12 protein-coding genes are annotated in these 17170 nt (G+C 71.0%); 11 read left to right on the top strand and 1 reads right to left on the bottom strand.

Annotation, left to right across the window (positions count from 1 at the left end):
- The first annotated feature begins 159 nt into the window (after nt 1–159).
- The 8 genes from HYE82_RS05620 (at nt 160) to HYE82_RS05585 (ending at nt 12588) form a co-directional block, all read left to right on the top strand.
- A complete protein-coding gene (locus tag HYE82_RS05620; protein WP_256986947.1) occupies nt 160–1395 on the top strand; it encodes an ABC transporter substrate-binding protein in 1236 nt (411 codons plus the stop codon).
- Nucleotides 1392–2495: an iron ABC transporter permease gene (locus tag HYE82_RS05615; RefSeq protein WP_309144208.1), complete on the top strand. Its 1104-nt coding sequence runs from the start codon at nt 1392–1394 to the stop codon at nt 2493–2495. The genes HYE82_RS05620 and HYE82_RS05615 overlap by 4 nt, the downstream gene beginning before the upstream one ends.
- Nucleotides 2492–3562: an ABC transporter ATP-binding protein gene (locus HYE82_RS05610; protein WP_179172799.1), complete on the top strand. Its 1071-nt coding sequence runs from the start codon at nt 2492–2494 to the stop codon at nt 3560–3562. Before HYE82_RS05615 ends, HYE82_RS05610 begins: the two co-directional genes overlap by 4 nt.
- On the top strand, nt 3556–4275 hold the full coding sequence (locus HYE82_RS05605) for a (2Fe-2S)-binding protein (protein ID WP_179172798.1): 720 nt from the start codon (nt 3556–3558) through the stop codon (nt 4273–4275). The genes HYE82_RS05610 and HYE82_RS05605 overlap by 7 nt, the downstream gene beginning before the upstream one ends.
- The gene (locus tag HYE82_RS05600; RefSeq protein ID WP_179172797.1) at nt 4272–4832 is read left to right on the top strand and encodes a hypothetical protein; all 561 of its coding nucleotides are present in this window, start codon (nt 4272–4274) and stop codon (nt 4830–4832) included. The genes HYE82_RS05605 and HYE82_RS05600 overlap by 4 nt, the downstream gene beginning before the upstream one ends.
- Before the next feature lie 571 nt (nt 4833–5403).
- Nucleotides 5404–6945: a sigma-70 family RNA polymerase sigma factor gene (locus HYE82_RS05595; RefSeq protein ID WP_179172796.1), complete on the top strand. Its 1542-nt coding sequence runs from the start codon at nt 5404–5406 to the stop codon at nt 6943–6945.
- 601 nt (nt 6946–7546) lie between these two features.
- Nucleotides 7547–9922 carry a non-reducing end alpha-L-arabinofuranosidase family hydrolase gene (locus HYE82_RS05590; protein WP_179172795.1) on the top strand — a complete coding sequence of 792 codons (2376 nt, stop codon included), beginning with the start codon at nt 7547–7549 and terminating at the stop codon, nt 9920–9922.
- Nucleotides 9923–9963: 41 nt separating this feature from the next.
- Nucleotides 9964–12588, top strand: coding sequence for an RICIN domain-containing protein (locus HYE82_RS05585; protein WP_179172794.1), 2625 nt, complete (start codon nt 9964–9966; stop codon nt 12586–12588).
- 493 nt (nt 12589–13081) lie between these two features.
- Here the strand turns inward: HYE82_RS05585 and HYE82_RS05580 are convergent, their stop codons facing one another.
- Entirely contained in the window at nt 13082–13579 is a 498-nt protein-coding gene (locus tag HYE82_RS05580; protein ID WP_179172793.1) for a DUF5994 family protein, read from the bottom strand.
- 307 nt (nt 13580–13886) lie between these two features.
- On the opposite strand from HYE82_RS05580, the gene HYE82_RS05575 reads away from it, so the two are divergent.
- From HYE82_RS05575 to HYE82_RS05565, 3 genes are all read left to right on the top strand, one after another.
- Nucleotides 13887–14522: a DUF5994 family protein gene (locus tag HYE82_RS05575; RefSeq protein WP_179172792.1), complete on the top strand. Its 636-nt coding sequence runs from the start codon at nt 13887–13889 to the stop codon at nt 14520–14522.
- Between the two features lie 661 nt (nt 14523–15183).
- Nucleotides 15184–15387 carry a cold-shock protein gene (locus HYE82_RS05570; protein WP_055611897.1) on the top strand — a complete coding sequence of 68 codons (204 nt, stop codon included), beginning with the start codon at nt 15184–15186 and terminating at the stop codon, nt 15385–15387.
- 301 nt (nt 15388–15688) lie between these two features.
- Nucleotides 15689–17158 carry a DEAD/DEAH box helicase gene (locus HYE82_RS05565; RefSeq protein ID WP_179172791.1) on the top strand — a complete coding sequence of 490 codons (1470 nt, stop codon included), beginning with the start codon at nt 15689–15691 and terminating at the stop codon, nt 17156–17158.
- The last annotated feature ends 12 nt before the right edge of the window (nt 17159–17170 follow it).

Raw genomic sequence — 17170 nt, 5'->3', positions numbered from 1 at the left:
TGCCCTTGGCCCGTCGGGGCCGACCTGCCCGGGCTGACGCACGGGCCCGTTCCCCCAGGTTCTGACGGCCTCCCCCCTCAGCGGCTTCCTTCCCGTACGCCGCATCACGCGCACCGGCATGCCGGTGCGCACTACCCACGCACGTCACCAGGAGTCACCTTGTCCGTACGATCCGCCATGCCCGGCCGCCGTCAGGCCGCCGCGGCGGCCTTTCTCACCGTCGCCTTGGCTCTCACCGCGTGCGGCGGCGGCTCCGGCTCGCCCGCCGACGCCAAGCCCGGGGCCGCCGGGGAAGGCTGCATCAAAGACTTCGACCCGGCCACGGACTACTTCCCGGTCAAGTCGACGGTGAAGCACGCCAAGAACTTCACGCTCCGGTACGAGAAGAGCTATCAGGTCCTCACCGTCAACGAGCCGTTCCCCAACGGGAAGCCCGAGTCGTACGTGCTGGTCAAGTGCGGTGCGCCGAAGCCGGAGCTGACCGGTGAACTGGCGTCCGCGCAGCAGGTCACCGTTCCCGTCAAGAGCCTGTACTCCGCCTCCACCACCCATCTTCCACTGCTGACCGAGACCGGCACCCTGGACGTCCTGACGGGTGTCGCGAGCACCACCAACATCTCCTCCGCCCAGGTGATCGAGCGTGTGAAGGCAGGAAAGGTCACCGAGTACGCCAAGGACCGGACCCTCAACGCCGAGACGGTCATCGGCGCCAGGCCGGACGTGCTGATGACCCAGGGCACCGACGATCCGCAGTACCCGAAGCTGCGCCAGGCCGGCATCGCCGTGGTCGCCAACGCCGAATGGCTGGAGCCGAGCCCGCTCGGCCGCGCCGAGTGGGTCAAGGCAATGGCCGCGCTCACCGGAGCGGAGAAGCGCGCCGGCGAGGTCTTCGACACCATCGAGGGCGATTACCGGAAGGTCGCCGAGAAGGGCGCGCAGGCGGTCAAGGCGGGCAAGCCCGTCGAGGTGCTGCCCGGCACGATGTACCAGGGCACCTGGTACATGCCCGCCGGCGGCAGCTACGCCGCCCAGCTGATCAAGGACGCGGGCGGCACCTACCCCTGGGCCGGTGAGGCGGGCACCGGCAACCTCCAGCTGAACTTCGAGGCCGTGTACGCCAAGGGTGGCGAAGCCCCGGTCTGGATCGCCGACCAGAAGTGGAAGTCCACCGCCGACGCGGTGAAGGCCGACAGCCGGTACGGGCAGCTGAAGGCCCTCACCGGCGGTGCGGTGTGGACGAACACCAAGGCGCTCGGCCCCGGCGGCGGCAACGACTACTTCGAGCGCGGTGTGCTGCGCCCGGACCTGGTCCTCGCCGACCTCTTCGCGCTGATCCACCCGGACCAGGCGAAGGACCACACCTTCACCTTCTACACGCAGGTTCCCAAGGCGTGACGACGGACCTGGCCACCGCGCCGTCCCCCGTCCCGGACGCCCCGCGGGCGGTACGGCCCCGGCGGCGGCGCCTCGCCGTCGTCCTCGCCCTGGCGGCCGGTACCGCCGCGCTGTTCGTCCTCACCGTCGCGACCGGCTCCCACCGGGTGCCGGTCGCGGAGGTGGCGCGGATCCTGCTCGGCGGCACCGCCGACGACCCGAGATGGACCGTGATCGTCGAGCAGGTCCGGCTGCCGCGCGCGCTGACCGCCGCAGCCGTCGGCGCCGCCCTCGCCGTGGCCGGCGTACAGATGCAGACCCTGTTCCGCAACGCGCTGGCCGACCCGTTCTCCCTCGGGGTGAGCTCGGGCGCCAGCATGGGCGTCGCCGCCGTGGTGGTCGGCACCGGCGGGGTGGCCGGCAGCTTCACCGGAAACCTGGCCGGGCTGGGGCGCGTGGGCGTCGTCCTGGCCGCCTCGCTCGGCGCCGCCGCCGTGCTGGCCCTCGTCCTCCTCCTCTCGCGGTGGGTGCAGTCGGCCGTCACCCTGCTCGTCATCGGCGTCATGATCGGCTCCGCGGCCACCGCGGTGGTCGGCGTGATGCTCGTCTACGCCCGCCCCGAGCGCGCCCAGCAGTTCGTCATGTGGGGCTTGGGCAGCTTCAGCGCCACGACCTGGCCCGACCTCCACGTCATGCTGCCCGTCATCGGCGCGGGCCTGCTGACCGCGCTGCTGACCGCCAAACGCCTCAACGCCCTGCTGCTCGGCGAGGACTACGCCCGCACCATGGGCCTGAACGTGCGGCGCAGCCGCGATCTGGCGCTGCTGGGCACCTCGCTGCTGGCGGGCGCGGCAACCGCGTTCTGCGGCCCGGTCGCCTTCCTGGGCCTGGCCGTCCCGCACCTGACGCGGGTGGCGCTGGGGACCTCGGACCACCGGGCGCTCATCCCCGCGTCGATGCTCGCCGGCGCCTTCCTCGCGCTGGCGTGCGCGCTGCTGAGCCAGCCGCCCGGCACGGACTCGGTGCTGCCGCTCAACGCCATCACCTCGCTCTTCGGCGCCCCCGTCGTCATCGCGTTCCTGATCCGCAGCCGCCGCGGCGTACAAGGAGTGGCCTCATGACCGACACGCTGACCGAACCCGTCACGGACACGTCCGGCGGGCCGGACCGTCCCGGCGGCCTGGCCACCGAGGGGCTCTCCGTCGGCTACCGCGCCCGCCCGCTGCGCGGACGCGGGGCAGGCCGGGCCGTGCTGTCGGGGCTCGATCTCCGGGCGCGGGCCGGAGAACTGACCGTACTGCTCGGCCCCAACGGCGCGGGCAAGTCCACGCTGCTGCGCACCCTGTGCGGGCTCCTGCCGCCGCTCGACGGCCGGATACGCATCGGCGGGGCCGACCTGGCGCACCAGCCGCCCGCCGCTCTCGCCCGGCGGCTGGCGGTCGTCCTGACCGACCGGGTGGACCCCGGGCTGCTGTCCGTACGGGAACTGGCCGGGCTCGGCCGCCACCCGCACACCGGGTTCACCGGCCGTCTCACGGCCGCGGACCACGCGGCAGTCGAGTGGTCACTGAAGGCCGTGGGCGCGGAGCATCTGGCGGGCCGGCCTGCCGCCGAGCTCTCCGACGGCGAACGCCAGCGCGTCCTGACCGCACGCGCCCTCGCCCAGGAACCCGAGGTCGTCCTCCTCGACGAGCCGACCGCCTTCCTCGACGTCCCCTCACGCGTGGCCCTCACCGTGCTGCTGCGCGACCTCGCCCGGGACAAGGGCCTGACCGTCGTGGTCAGCACCCACGACCTGGAGCTGGCCCTGCGCGTGGCCGACGCCGTCTGGCTCGTCGACCGCGGCTCACGCGTCCACGCGGGAGCACCCGAAGACCTGATCCGCAGCGGAGCCGTCGCCTCCGCCTTCGACGCCGACCACCTCGCCTTCGACCCGGCCTCCGGCACCTTCGGACTGCGCCGCACCGCCCGCGCCGGCGTGGCAGTGGAGGCACCGCCGGACGTGCTCCCGCTCCTCGAGCGCGCCCTCGCCCGGGAAGGACTGGCCGTCGCGGACCCGGGCGACCCGGCCGCCACCACACGGGTGGGCTGTGACGGAGCGGACCGGTTCACCCTCACCGGACCGGACGGGCGGGTCGTCCACACGCACGGCTTCCACGAGCTGACACGGACGGTACGGACATGGTGAGCGCGGTCATCACGCCCGACACCCTGGCCCGGATCTCCGCGATCGGCCCCTACTTCGCGGTGGCCACCGGCCCCCGCCCCGAGGCCGACGGCTTCCGGCCGCTGACCGACCTGTACGCCGACCCGGGCGTGCTGGAGGAATGCGTACGGACCGTCTCCGGGCGGCTGGGCACCGGCCAGCCGAGGGTGGCCGCGTCCACCCTGCACCTGGGCACTGCCTCCCGGCTCTGGTCGATCGCCCTGGCCTGCGCCGCGCTCACGGGCCGCGTGCCCGATCTGGGCCCGGCCCGGCTGTGGTGGCGCCTGCCCGCCGCCGGGCCGCTCGACCTGTGGCTGCCCGACCTGCGGGAGGTGGGCCGGGAACCGCTCCCGGCCCTGCACCACACCGTGGGCGTACAGAACCTGGGCCCTTGGGCCGACGCCGTACGGCGCGTGTCCGGCGTCTCCCCGCACACCCTGCGCGGCAACGCGGCCTCGGCACTCATCGGCGCCCACCGCGTCCTGCTCGCCGGGGAGCCGCACACCCCGTACCCCGTGGTGCCCCTCGTCCGCGGACTGCTGGACCGGCCGCCGCTGGCGGGTGCCGGCACGTACCGCGTCGCCCCCGCCTCACCGCTCGCCTTCCGGCGCCGCAGCTGCTGCCTGTACTACCGCGTGCCGGGCGCGGGCACCTGCGGCGACTGCGTCCTCAACCCCAAGGAGAAGACCTCATGACCACCACCGAGCCGACCGTGATCGAAACCCCCGGCGGCGGCACCCAGCACGTCTGGCCGCTCCCGGCCGACGAGGCCACCCTCCTCGACCTCGTCACCACCGTCTTCACCGACCACTGGCAGCACATCCACTTCGGGCCCATCATCGAAGGCGCCGCCTGGGAGGTCGGCGCCCCGGGCGCCCCCACCGCCATCACCATGAACGACGGATACGCCACCGTCGACTTCGGCGCCTGGCACTTCCACCTGTGCATCGGCGAGCACACCGCCTCCGGCCCCGAACTCGGCCGGATCCGCCGCTGCTCCCGTGCCGAGCTCTACCGCAGCCTCGGCGCCGACGGGGCCCCCGTCAGCTGGGGAGCCCGCCTGTTCAACGGCCGCGACGAGCAGATGATGACCATTCTGCTGCCCAACCCGTTCCTCACCGACCGCCAGGAGATCCTCGACGCCCCCGACTTCACCCGCCTCACCGCCTGGGACACCCTCCGCGACCGCTTCCTCGGCCTCTCGCCCGACCCCCTCGACCGCACCGGCAAGGGGTTCCACCACAGCGGCTGACGTACGGACGGCTCCCGCTTGCGACCGCAACAGCACTGACTCGCGCGCCGGACCGGGCGGCAGGACGGCGCCGCTGCGCAGCTCCGGACGGACCTGTCCGGCCGAAACCGTCGCCCGCGCCCCCACCGTGCCCTTACGGGCGGGGAACAGCGGTCAACACGGGTACGGGCAGACCCTCTCGACAGGTCGCCCGGTGGGACGTTTTCGCAGGTCACGGGTCATGAGAATGCGCTCCGCACCGTAGATTCCCAAGCCTATGGCGCGGGTTCGATTCCCGTCATCGGCGCTTCTGCGAAGCCCCAGGTCAGCGGCCTGGGGCTTCTGGTTGTCCAGACCTATTGACCCGCGTGCCATTCGCATGCGCTCACTGCGCTCGCCCGCGCGATCAGGCGTACCGGCGCCGGAAGCGGGACACGCGCACGCCGCTCGGCGACGGGGCGGCGGTGCGGGGCCCCCGGGTTCGGCAGGGCCGTCGGCCAAGGCACTGGCTTTGGCCGCATACCTCCGCGGACGCTAGGGTCTGTCGCCGTACTCGGCGGATGACTCCACTGAGGCAGGTGGGAGGGGGCTCATGGATGCGGACCACGCGCGGCTCGTTGTCGCGGCGCAGGCCGGTGACGACCGGGCGCGCGAAGAGCTGATCGCCGCCTACCTGCCGTTGATCTACAACATCGTCCGGCGAGCGCTGAGCGGACATGCCGACGTCGACGACGTCGTCCAGGAAACCCTGCTGCGCGTGGTGCGCGACCTGCCGGCCTTGCGCGCCCCGGAGAGCTTCCGCTCCTGGCTGGTGTCGATCACGCTGCGCCAGATCAATACCCACTGGCACCGGCAACGCGCGTTCGCCGACCGGACCACGGTCATCGACGAGGCACTCCAGATACCGGACGTCGGCGCCGAACCCGAGGACGCGACGATCGTGCGTCTGCACGTGTCGGACGAGCGCCGTCAGATTGCCGAAGCCGGCCGGTGGCTCGACCCGGACCATCGGGTGCTGCTGTCACTGTGGTGGCAGGAACGCGCCGGATTGCTAAGCCGTGACGACATCGCCGCTGCGACGGGGCTCACCGGCCCCCACGTCCGAGTACGCCTGCAACGCATGCGCGAGCAGCTGGAGCTGAGCCGGACGATCGTCGCCGCGCTGGAGGCACACCCGCGTTGTCCGCAGTTGGACGAGACCGTCGTCGGCTGGGACGGTCTTCGTACATCGGTGTGGCGGAAGCGGATCGCGCGGCACACCCGCGACTGCCGGGTCTGCACGGCGACGACGACACAACGGGTCCCTGCTGAGCTGCTGCTCCTCAGCCTCGCGCCTCTGGCCGTCCCGGCCGGACTCATCGCCGCGCTGGTCTCCAAGGGCCTGCTGTCGGGTTCGGCCGCGAGCGCCGCCGGGCTGGCCACGGCACCCGTGGCCGTCGGCACGGCGACGGGTGGAGGCAGTCTGCACGGCGCGCTGGTCGGCAAGCTCCACGCGGTGACCGCTCATCAGCTGGTGGGCCTCGCCGCCGGCGCGGTGCTCATCGCCGGGACCGCCACCTACGCGTCCTGGCCGGAACCGGCGCAGCGGGCGCCCGGCGTCGCCGCCGCTCCCGCGGTCGCTGACCCCACGCCGATTCCGTCGAGCAGCGCCCCGTCGGCCGGACCGTCCCCGGCGAGTCCGTCCGCTGTCGCAGGCACTGTTCCGCTGGGCGCACAATCACTGGAGTCCGTGGACGAACCCGCCCTGTACCTGGGGTATGCCGGCGACTTCGCGACGCTCGGCCGGGTCTCCGCGTCCAGCAGCGCGCAGACACGGCAGCGGGTCACGTTCACGGTGGTCCGGGGGCTGGCCGACGCACGGTGCGTCACCTTCCGCGCGGTTGACGGCCGCTATCTGCGCCATCGTGACCTGCGGCTGCGGCTGAGCACCGACGACGGCAGCGAACTGTTCCGGAAGGACGCCACCTTCTGTCCGCGTCCCGGGGCGGTCGCAGGATCGGTGACCCTGCACGCGCACAACTATCCCGGATCGGTCATCCGCCACCGCGACGGCGGCATCTGGCTCGACGGCTCCGACGGCACACGGGCGTTCGCAGACCAGGCATCCTTCATCGTGCGCAAGGCCTGGTCTTGAGAACCGCTCCTTGAGCATTTCGGACCGACTCGCACAGTGACAGCCGGTGATCCTGCGCCACGACCTTGACGGCGCCGTTCTCGGCCCGGCAGGGAGCCGAGTGCTGCGCCGAATCCGGTGTCGATCCACATGCGTCGACGGCCGCCTCGCCGTGACCGGTCCGAACGGTGATCACGGCAACCGCCACCGGTGCCGCTCCGGAACCTCCACTGATGACCAGGGCGGCCGCCCTTGCCCAGGGACGACCAGAGCGGGGGGCTTGGCGTAACGCTTTTCGCCTGCGAGATGCATCACTGGGCAATCGTCGGGGCGGCGCGACTTTTCTGTTACGCGACCACGGGTTCGCAAGCCTCCACTTCGTGGGGTGTCCTTCCCGCCGCTCGCGCTGCGTGCCGGCGTGGGAGGTCCCCACTTCCCCGTCGGCGCATCCCCTGAAGAAAGCACCTCGCATGAAGCGACACACCCACGAACCCGGGGCGACCGGTACGCAGGAACGGCGCCATGTCCTGCACCGCACCCACCCCGCGGCGGATCAGACCGTACCGGCCGGTGCACGCCCGCTCACGGCGCCCGAGGCGACCCGCGACCCCCGAGGAGAATCATGAAGGGCCTGCACCGGCGCGGTCGGCGTCGCCGGACACTGACGATCGGACTGTCGGCCGCGGCGCTGCTGGCCGGTGTCGTGACGCTTCTCCCCAGCTCTGCCGGAGCGGCGAACCTGGGTACGCAGGCGGCGCCCTCGGGCAGGTACTTCGGCACGGCCGTGGCCGCCGGCAGGCTCGGCGACCAGAAGTACACCGCGATCTCGGACCGGGAGTTCAACATGATCACCCCGGAGAACGAGATGAAGTGGGACGCGGTCGAACCGTCCCGCGGCACATTCACCTTCGGCCCCGCCGACCGGATCGTCAACCATGCCACGGCACACGGCCAGCGCCTGCGCGGCCACACCGCGGTCTGGCACTCGCAGCTTCCGTCCTGGGTCGGCTCCATCCGCGACGCGAACACGCTGCGCAGCGTGATGAACAACCACATCACCACCTTGATGACCCGCTACAAAGGCAAGATCTACGCCTGGGACGTGGTCAACGAGGCGTTCGCCGACGGCTCCACCCAGCACCGCAGCTCGGTGTTCCAGAACGTGCTGGGCAACGGCTTCATCGAGGAAGCGTTCCGCACCGCCCGGGCGGCCGACTCCTCGGCCAAGCTCTGCTACAACGACTACAACATCGAGAACTGGTCGGACGCCAAGACCCAGGGCGTCTACAGCATGGTCAAGGACTTCAAGTCCCGCGGCGTGCCGATCGACTGCGTCGGGTTCCAGAGCCACTTCGGCACCGGCGGCCCTCCGTCCGGCTTCCAGACCACCTTGTCCAACTTCGCCGCCCTCGGCGTTGACGTCCAGATCACCGAGTTGGACATCGCCCAGGCGTCGCCCACCCACTACGCCAACACGGTCAAGGCGTGCCTGTCCGTGGCCCGGTGTACCGGCATCACGGTATGGGGCATCCGCGACAGCGACTCCTGGCGCAGCGGCGAGAACCCTCTGCTGTTCGACAGCAACGGCAACCCCAAGGCCGCCCACACCGCCGTCGTGAACGCCCTCAAGGCCGCCCCCGCCACCGCCGGCGGGACCGGTACGGGGGAGATCAAGGGCGTCGCTTCCGGTCGCTGCATCGACATCAACGGTTCCACCACCGTCAACGGAACCCAGGCGCAATTGTGGGACTGCCACGGGCAACCCAACCAGCGCTGGACCTACACCTCCGGCAAGCAGCTGATGATCTACGGCAAGAAGTGCCTGGAGGCCAAGGGCAAGGGCACCGGCAACGGCACCGCGGTGGTCATCGGGGACTGCAACGGCGGCGCCAGCCAGCAGTGGAACATCAACACCGACGGCACGATCGCCGGCGTCCAGTCCGGGCGGTGCCTCGACGCCGTCGGCGCGGCCACCGCCAACCGCACCAAGATCCAGCTGCACTCCTGCTGGTCCGGCGGCAACCAGAAGTGGACCGGCCTGTCCGGGACGTCGACCCCGACAACGCCCGCACCGACGGGCGGCACGTGTGCTCTTCCGTCGACGTACCGGTGGACGTCGTCGGGTGCGCTGGCGCAGCCGGCGAACGGGTGGGGCTCGCTGAAGGACTTCACCAGCGTGACGTACAACGGCAAGCACCTGGTCTACGGGTCGAACTTCTCGGGATCGTCGTACGGCTCGATGATGTTCGCTCCCTTCACGGACTGGTCGGACATGGCATCGGCCGGCCAGACCGGGATGAGCCAGGCCGCGGTGGCTCCCACGCTGTTCTACTTCGCGCCCAAGAAGATCTGGGTGCTGGCGTACCAGTGGGGTCCGTGGCCCTTCATCTACCGCACGTCGAGCGACCCGACCAACCCCGGCGGCTGGTCCGCGCCGCAGCCGCTCTTCACCGGAAGCATCCCCCGCACCGATTCCCCCACCGGCCCGATCGACCAGACCCTGATCGCTGACGACCAGAACATGCACCTGTTCTTCGCCGGCGACAACGGCAAGATCTACCGGGCGAGCATGCCGATCGGGAATTTCCCGGGCAACTTCGGCTCCTCGTACACGACGGTCATGAGCGACACGCCCGACAAGCTGTTCGAAGCGCCGCAGGTCTACAAGGTCAAGGGCCAGAACCAGTACCTCATGATCGTCGAGGCAAGGGGTGCGAACCAGGCCCGCTACTTCCGCTCGTTCACGGCCTCCAGCCTGAGCGGTGCCTGGACCCCGCAGGCCGGCAGCGAAAGCAGCCCCTTCGCGGGCAAGGCCAACAGCGGTGCCACCTGGACCAACGACATCAGCCACGGTGACCTGGTCCGCGACAACCCCGACCAGACCATGACCGTCGACCCCTGCAACCTGCGGTTCCTCTACCAGGGCAAGTCCCCCACGGCGGGCGGCCCCTACGACCGACTGCCGTACCGGCCGGGTCTCCTCACCCTGCAGCGCTGACCTGCCCGATCCACGGTGATATGCAAGGAGAACAACTCCCCATGAAGAACCCCACGAACGGCGTCCGCCGCGGGCGTCACCGCCGTCGCTGGACCGGGACCGGACTGCTGCTCGGTGTGCCCGCCGTCCTCGTGCCGTATCTCCTGTTCGTGCAGGATGACTCGCAGGCCGCGACGGTCGACGGCAATGCCTACTACCGGCTGGTCTCCGTACGCAGCGGCAAGGCGCTGGACGTCAACGCCTTCTCCACCGCCGACGGCACCCGCATCCAGCAGTGGACCGACCAGAACACCGCCAACCAGCAGTGGAAGCTGCGACCCACCGGGGACGGCTACTACGAGCTGGTGAACCGCAACAGCGGCAAAGTGCTGGGCATTGCAGGGGATTCGACAGCTCAGGCGGCCACCGCCGAGCAGCAGACCGACAGCTCCTCCACCTCCCAGGAATGGCGGATCGACGACGTGAGCGGTTCCGACGCCGTCGTCTTCACCTCCCGCAGGAGCGGCCAGGTCCTGGACGTGTCCGGTGGGTCCACCGCCGACGGCGCGGCAGTCATCCAGTACCGCGGTCATGGCAGCACCAACCAGCAGTGGAAGCTGGTGAAGACGGCCGAGACCCAGGCACCCGGATCCGGACCGTATGCGTGGCGAAACGCCCAGGTGGTGGGCGGCGGTTACGTCACCGGGCTGGTGTTCAACCCGCGGGAGAAGGGCCTGCTGTACGCGCGTACCGACATGGGCGGCGCCTACCGCTGGGACACCGGAGCCGAGCAGTGGACACCGCTGACCGACTGGCTCGGCGAGAAGGACTGGAACCTGCTGGGCGTCGATGCGCTGGCCACCGATCCGGTCGACGCCAACCGGCTCTACCTCGCCACCGGCACCTACACCAACAACTGGGCCGGCAACGGCGCGATCCTGCGCTCCAAGGACCGCGGCCGCACCTTCCAGCGCACCGACCTGCCCTTCAAGCTGGGCGGCAACGAGGACGGCCGCGGGGCGGGCGAACGGCTGGCGATCAACCCCGCCGACAACGGCACCCTGCTGCTGGGCACCCGCAAGAACGGCCTGTGGCGCAGCACCGACCACGGCGTGACATGGAGCCAGGTCTCCTCGTTCCCCGTCAAGGACGGGGCGAGCAGCGGCGCGGGCATCTCCTTCGTGACGTACGGCCCGGCCGGCAGCAGGACGGTCTACGTCGGCGTCGCCGACAGGTCCACCTCCCTCTACCGCTCCACCGACGGCGGCAGCACCTGGCAGGCCGTCTCCGGGCAGCCCACCGGTCAGATGCCGCAGCACGGCGTGCTCTCCGGTGACGGCTCGCTCTACCTGACGTACACCAACGCCCTCGGGCCCAACGGCGTGACGGCGGGTTCGGTGTGGAAGCACACGCCGGCCGGCGGGGCGTGGAAGAACATCTCCCCGTCCCAGGGCAACTACGGGTTCTCCGGTCTGGCCGTCGACCCGCAGAAGCCCTCCACGGTGATGGTCACCACCCTCGGCCGCTGGTGGCCGGAGGACGAGATCTACCGGACCACCGACGGTGGCACGACCTGGAAGGCGCTGGCCGACAAGTCGGTGCGGGACGCCTCCGCCGCTCCTTACGTGGGTACCGGCACCGGGCACTGGATGACCGCCCTGGCCATCGATCCCTTCGACGCCGGGCACGTGCTGTACGGCACCGGCAGCGGCATCCTGCGCAGCAAGGACGCCAACGCCTCCGACAGCGGCGGAACCAGCCACTGGAGCGTGGGGGCCCGCGGGCTGGAGGAGACCGCGCTGCTGGACGCGATCGCCCCGCCCGGGGGCGCCCAGGTCGTCACCGCCATGGGCGACCTGGGCGGTTTCCGCCACGACTCCCTGACCCAAGTGCCTGACGGGCGACTGAAGAACCCGATGATGACCAACAGCACATCCATCGACTTCGCCCAGTCCAACCCCTCGATGATGGTCCGCGTCGGCCGTGGCGGCGCGCAGGACGGCGCCTACTCCACCGACGGCGGCCGCAGCTGGAACGGCTTCGCGTCAGAACCGGTGGGCGGCGCCGACAGCGGCCGGGTAGCGCTCTCCGCCGACGGCTCGGCCATCGTCTGGACGCAGGCCGGCCAGGCCCCGTACCGCTCGACCGACAAGGGGGCGAGCTGGTCGAAGGTCAGCGGCCTCGGCACTGACGCCGCCGTCGTCGCCGACCGCTCCTCGGCCAAGACCTTCTACTCACTGGCCGGCGGCACGCTCTACGCCAGCACCGACGGCGGCGCGACCTTCACCGCCCGCGCCGCCAACCTGCCCGAGGGCCGGCTCAAGGCCGTCCCCGGCATCGCCGGCGACCTGTGGATCGCCGGCAGCGCCAAGGGGCTGCTGCACTCCACCGACGGCGGCCGCACCTTCACCACGCTCAAAGCGGTGCAGTCCGCCTCCGCCCTCGGCTTCGGCAAGGCGGCGCCCGGCGCCTCCTACCAGGCCCTGTACCTGATCGGCACCGTCAAGGACGTCACGGGCGTCTTCCGCTCCACCGACAAGGGCGCCACCTGGCTCCGCGTCAACGACGACGCCCATCAGTGGGGCAGCATCGGCGGCGTCGGCGTCATCACCGGCGACCCCGACACCTTCGGCCGCGTGTACGTCGGCACCAACGGACGCGGCCTCCAGTACGGCGACCCGTCCTGACCCCAAGGCGGGAGCGGGGCCGCAGGCACACGACGGCCTGCGGCCCCTCCGTGGCCGAGGGACCTCGCTTCGTCCACTGCGGAGGAGACGCACCTCCACCACACCGGGCAACGCCACCCCCTTTTCGGACGACGCGCGCATAGTCTCACCCGTGAAGGCCCCTGCGCGGCGCCCGAACTCTGCCCGAAGCTCAGCCCGCCGAGCGGGCTGGGGCGGGCTGGGTCGGCTCCACCTACGGGCCCGTGCCCCATCCGTGCCCCATCCGTGCCCCATCCGTGCCCCATCCGTGCCCCAAAGAGCGGTCACCAGCGGTCAATACAGGTGCAGCCGGACCCTCAGAGCGGCCGCTCCAGCAGGACGAAACACCAGGCCAGAGGCCACATGGGCGGCCTGAGCGGCGTTGATTCCCAAGACGGGCTCCAGTTCGCCGATCCGGAGGCCGCGGGTCCACCACGTCCTGGGGACGCCGTTCGCGGATGCCCGCCGGCTGGATTCACGTCGGCTCCCCTCGCCCGGGTTCGGCAGCGGGCAGCGGGGCGACGAGTATCTCTGCCGCCGAGGTGACGTTGTCCGCGCGGACCGCGCGGGCCATGGCGGTGCGGGCGGCGTCGGGTGCGGTGCCGGGCGGCACCACCAGGAGGGCGAAGTGGTCCTTGTCGCCGCGGGTGATGAGGACCGTGTCGTCTCCGACGGGGTCGGAGACGAGGTGGACGATGCGGTCGTCGATGACCAGGCGGGTCGGCAGGCCGTTCCAGGCGGAGGCGTCCAGAGCAACACGGGTGATGGGCCCGAGGTGCTCGGTCAGCACGCTGACGAGCGCGGGGAGTTCGCCCGCGACATCGCGTGAGCGCGGCCACCATGCGCCGTCGAGGACCCCTTCCCGGGATCCGGTGGTCTCCAGCCTCAGCAGGGCCGTACCCGGCCGGACCGCCGAGTGGATGGCGTCCGGCAGGACCATGGGGGGCGTGTATGGGGTGTCGGCGTCAGCCATCTTGGTCCGCCCGTCTCCTGAATGCGGCCGCTCCCACCCCGAACCGGCTCCGGAGCCACGCGGGCACCGGCCACCGAACGCGGCCTTGCCGTCCTTTCACGGTACTCCCGTCGCCAGGACGCCGCCCGGCACGGCACACCCCTCCCAGGCTGCGGAAATGCCTGGTCGCGGCGGGTCAGAGTCGGTCGGACGGGCGTAGACTGAAAGGACCGGAGGCACTTCGCACACCGGCGTCCACGTGGGTGGCGTTTCCGGCGAACACGAGAATCCGGGCCGCCGACGGGCGCCCCGGGGGCAGGTCCTCACCATGACCACCACCACCGACCGGACCGCGGCCCACGACCTCGCCACAGACTTCCCGGCACGCCTTTCGCTCACTCCGAAGACCACCCTCGCCGGCCAGCTGGACGGGGCCTGGTGGCCCCGTTCCCGGGACCTGACCGTCGAACTCCCGCCGCTCGCGGCCGCACTCGACGAGGTCTGGGGGCGGATCACCCGGGTCACCGTGAACCCCACCCGCTGGCCCGTCATCCCGCACAAAGTGCCCGTCGCCGGGCACACCGTCCAGGTGGGCTGGTTCACCGAGCAGCACCCCGACAAGCTCATCCTGCGCTCCCTCACCGTCGGGCGCTGGGACCTGCTGGTGATCCCGCCCGAGACGGAGCCCGCCTCCGCGGCCCGCCTCATGACCGCCGCCTCGCTCCCGGGCAGCACCCTGACCGCCGGCACCCTGATGGCCAACGAAGCAGCCATCAGCGCGCTCCCGGGCAGCACCCTGACCGCCGGCACCCTGATGGCCAACGAAGCAGCCATCAGCCGCGACGTGATCGAGGCCCGGAACCAGGAGAACGCCTGGGAGACCGAGGGCGGGGCCTGCACGTCGCCCTTCGGGCACCCCAGCGGTCGGATGGCCCTCCCGGTGCCCGGGAACACCTGGCGGTGACGGAGCACGGAGACCATCGTCCTCATCGCGGCGATCATTCTCGCGACGGTTATCGGGGCGCGTCTGATCTGCCTGCTCAACGCCCAGCACGACGCACGCATCGCCGCCCACCCCTTCAGCGACCCGCTGCCGGGCGTCGGGCGGCGTCGCCGCAAGCCCCGGCATCGGGCGCACGCGGACCCTGGCCGTTGAGCCGGACCCGCATCTGTTACCGGAGGCGCGGCAACTGACCGGAGGCGGCGGGCGACGTCCGGCAGCGTCCCCCCTGAGCGGCGTCGTCGCCGATGCCGAGGGCCGCGCCGACCGGCGCACCCCGATGCACGAAAGGACGCGGCCATGGCCACGCTCCGCGAACGGGAACACTGGACTCGGGAGGATTCAATATCTGTTCTTGCCGCCACAGACTCCGATGAACGCCACAGGGAGAATTTCTACTCCATCGCACACAATGGAAAAATCCAGCGCACACAAACCTCCCCAGCGTGCTACTGTCGATCCCAGTTGCAGTTTTGGTACCCAAAAATTTCAAGCGTCTTCGACCGACACACCCGTCGCACCGAAGCGCTTCATGTTTTCCGGTCATTTTCCGGCAGGGCATCATCGCGGCGACACGGTGTTCGCACAGTGCGGACACCGGCGTACTGCCCCAAAGGAGAAAAACATGGCTGCTGGTACCGTGAAGTGGTTCAACGCGGAAAAGGGCTTCGGCTTCATCGAGCAGGACGGCGGCGGCGCTGACGTGTTCGCCCACTACTCGAACATCGCCGCTCAGGGCTTCCGCGAGCTGCAGGAAGGCCAGAAGGTCACCTTCGACATCGCGCAGGGTCAGAAGGGCCCCACGGCCGAGAACATCGTTCCCGCCTGACACTGACGCGCGTTTCGTAGCTGGGGCCCGCATCCTTCGGGGTGCGGGCCCCAGCTGCACGCATTTCCCACAGCCCCGCCCGCAGGGACGCACAGTACGGGATGGCAGCCTCCCCGGCTCCTCATCCCGTCGGCTTTTCTGAATCAACCCTTGCGGCGCCGCCATTCCAGCCCTGCGCCCGCACAAGAATTCTACGGGCCGGAGCAGCTCCCGCATTCCATTCGGCCCGTTCTCGTGATTCCCTGCCCTGCTCTCCATCGCGGGAACACCCTGATACGTGCCGCACCAGGGAAGGTTCTGAATGAACCGCACGCCCACGAACGACCGTTCCTCTCGCACCCGCAGTCGCAGCCGCTCGGGCTGGACGGCCCCGAGCCGCTCCGGCGGTCCGAGCCGCACCGGAGGCCACGGCCGCCGCCCCGACGCCGTCCAAGGCGAGTTCGCCCTGCCGAAGACGATCACGCCCGCGCTGCCCGCCGCCGACGCCTTCGCCGACCTCGACATGCCGGCCGGGCTGCTGGCCACCCTGGGCGCGCAGGGCGTGACCGTGCCCTTCCCCATCCAGGGCGCCACCCTGCCCAACACCCTCGCAGGCCGTGACGTGCTCGGCCGCGGCCGCACCGGCTCCGGAAAGACCCTGGCCTTCGGCCTCGCCCTGCTGGCCCGTACCGCCGGACAGCGCGCCGAGCCGCGCCACCCGCTCGCCCTCGTCCTTGTCCCCACCCGCGAGCTGGCCCAGCAGGTGACCGACTCCCTCACCCCGTACGCCCGCGCCGTGCACCTGCGCCTGACCACGCTCGTCGGCGGCATGCCGATCGGCAGGCAGGCCGGAGCGCTGCGCGGAGGCGCGGAGGTCGTCGTGGCCACGCCCGGACGGTTGAAGGACCTCATCGACCGGGGCGACTGCCTTCTGGACCAAGTCGGCATCACCGTCCTCGACGAAGCCGATCAGATGGCCGACATGGGCTTCATGCCCCAGGTCACCGCACTTCTGGACCAGGTGCGGCCCGATGGGCAGAGGATGCTCTTCTCCGCCACCCTCGACCGCAACGTCGACCGGCTGGTCCGCCGCTATCTGACCGACCCGGTCGTGCACTCGGTGGACCCCTCGGCCGGTGCGGTGACGACGATGGAACATCACGTGCTCCACGTCCACGCCGCCGACAAGCACCGGACGACCACGGAGATCGCGGCACGCGACGGCCGGGTGATGATGTTCCTGGACACCAAGCACGCCGTCGACCGACTGACCCGGGACCTGTTGAACAGCGGTGTACGGGCCGCCGCCCTGCACGGCGGGAAGTCGCAGCCGCAGCGCACCCGGACCCTCACACAGTTCAAGACCGGCCACGTGACCGTACTGGTCGCGACGAACGTGGCGGCGCGCGGCATCCACGTCGACAACCTCGACCTCGTCGTGAACGTCGACCCGCCCACCGACCCCAAGGACTACCTCCACCGGGGCGGCCGTACCGCCCGCGCCGGAGAGGCAGGCAGCGTCGTCACCCTCGTCACCCCCGACCAGCGCCGCGGCATGACCCGCCTGATGGCGGCCACGGGCATCACCCCGCAGACCACCCGGGTCCGCTCCGGCGAAGAGGCACTGAACCGCATCACCGGCGCCCAGGCACCCACCGGCGTCCCCGTCGTCGTCACCCCACCGGTCGTCGACCGCGCGAGGCGCAGCACGTCAGCCCGCAGCAGGCGGCGGCCTGCTCCGACGGACCGGCGCGTGACGGCGCGGCAGTCCGGGTTCGACTCGGCGGCCTGAGAACCACATCAG

The organism is Streptomyces sp. BR123, assembly GCF_013401435.1.
Classification (GTDB): domain Bacteria; phylum Actinomycetota; class Actinomycetes; order Streptomycetales; family Streptomycetaceae; genus Streptomyces.
Note: the sequence above shows the minus strand (reverse complement) of the source record. Positions and strands in the feature narration are given on the sequence as shown.

What these genes read in the sequence shown, in the direction of transcription:
- HYE82_RS05605 (WP_179172798.1), top strand. Translation starts at nt 3,556, where the DNA reads ATGGTGAGCGCGGTCATCACGCCCGACACCCTGGCCCGGATCTCCGCG.
- HYE82_RS05590 (WP_179172795.1), top strand. Translation starts at nt 7,547, where the DNA reads ATGAAGGGCCTGCACCGGCGCGGTCGGCGTCGCCGGACACTGACGATC.
- HYE82_RS05585 (WP_179172794.1), top strand. Translation starts at nt 9,964, where the DNA reads ATGAAGAACCCCACGAACGGCGTCCGCCGCGGGCGTCACCGCCGTCGC.
- HYE82_RS05610 (WP_179172799.1), top strand. Translation starts at nt 2,492, where the DNA reads ATGACCGACACGCTGACCGAACCCGTCACGGACACGTCCGGCGGGCCG.
- HYE82_RS05570 (WP_055611897.1), top strand. Translation starts at nt 15,184, where the DNA reads ATGGCTGCTGGTACCGTGAAGTGGTTCAACGCGGAAAAGGGCTTCGGC.
- HYE82_RS05595 (WP_179172796.1), top strand. Translation starts at nt 5,404, where the DNA reads ATGGATGCGGACCACGCGCGGCTCGTTGTCGCGGCGCAGGCCGGTGAC.
- HYE82_RS05580 (WP_179172793.1), bottom strand. Translation starts at nt 13,579, where the DNA reads ATGGCTGACGCCGACACCCCATACACGCCCCCCATGGTCCTGCCGGAC.
- HYE82_RS05575 (WP_179172792.1), top strand. Translation starts at nt 13,887, where the DNA reads ATGACCACCACCACCGACCGGACCGCGGCCCACGACCTCGCCACAGAC.
- HYE82_RS05565 (WP_179172791.1), top strand. Translation starts at nt 15,689, where the DNA reads ATGAACCGCACGCCCACGAACGACCGTTCCTCTCGCACCCGCAGTCGC.
- HYE82_RS05600 (WP_179172797.1), top strand. Translation starts at nt 4,272, where the DNA reads ATGACCACCACCGAGCCGACCGTGATCGAAACCCCCGGCGGCGGCACC.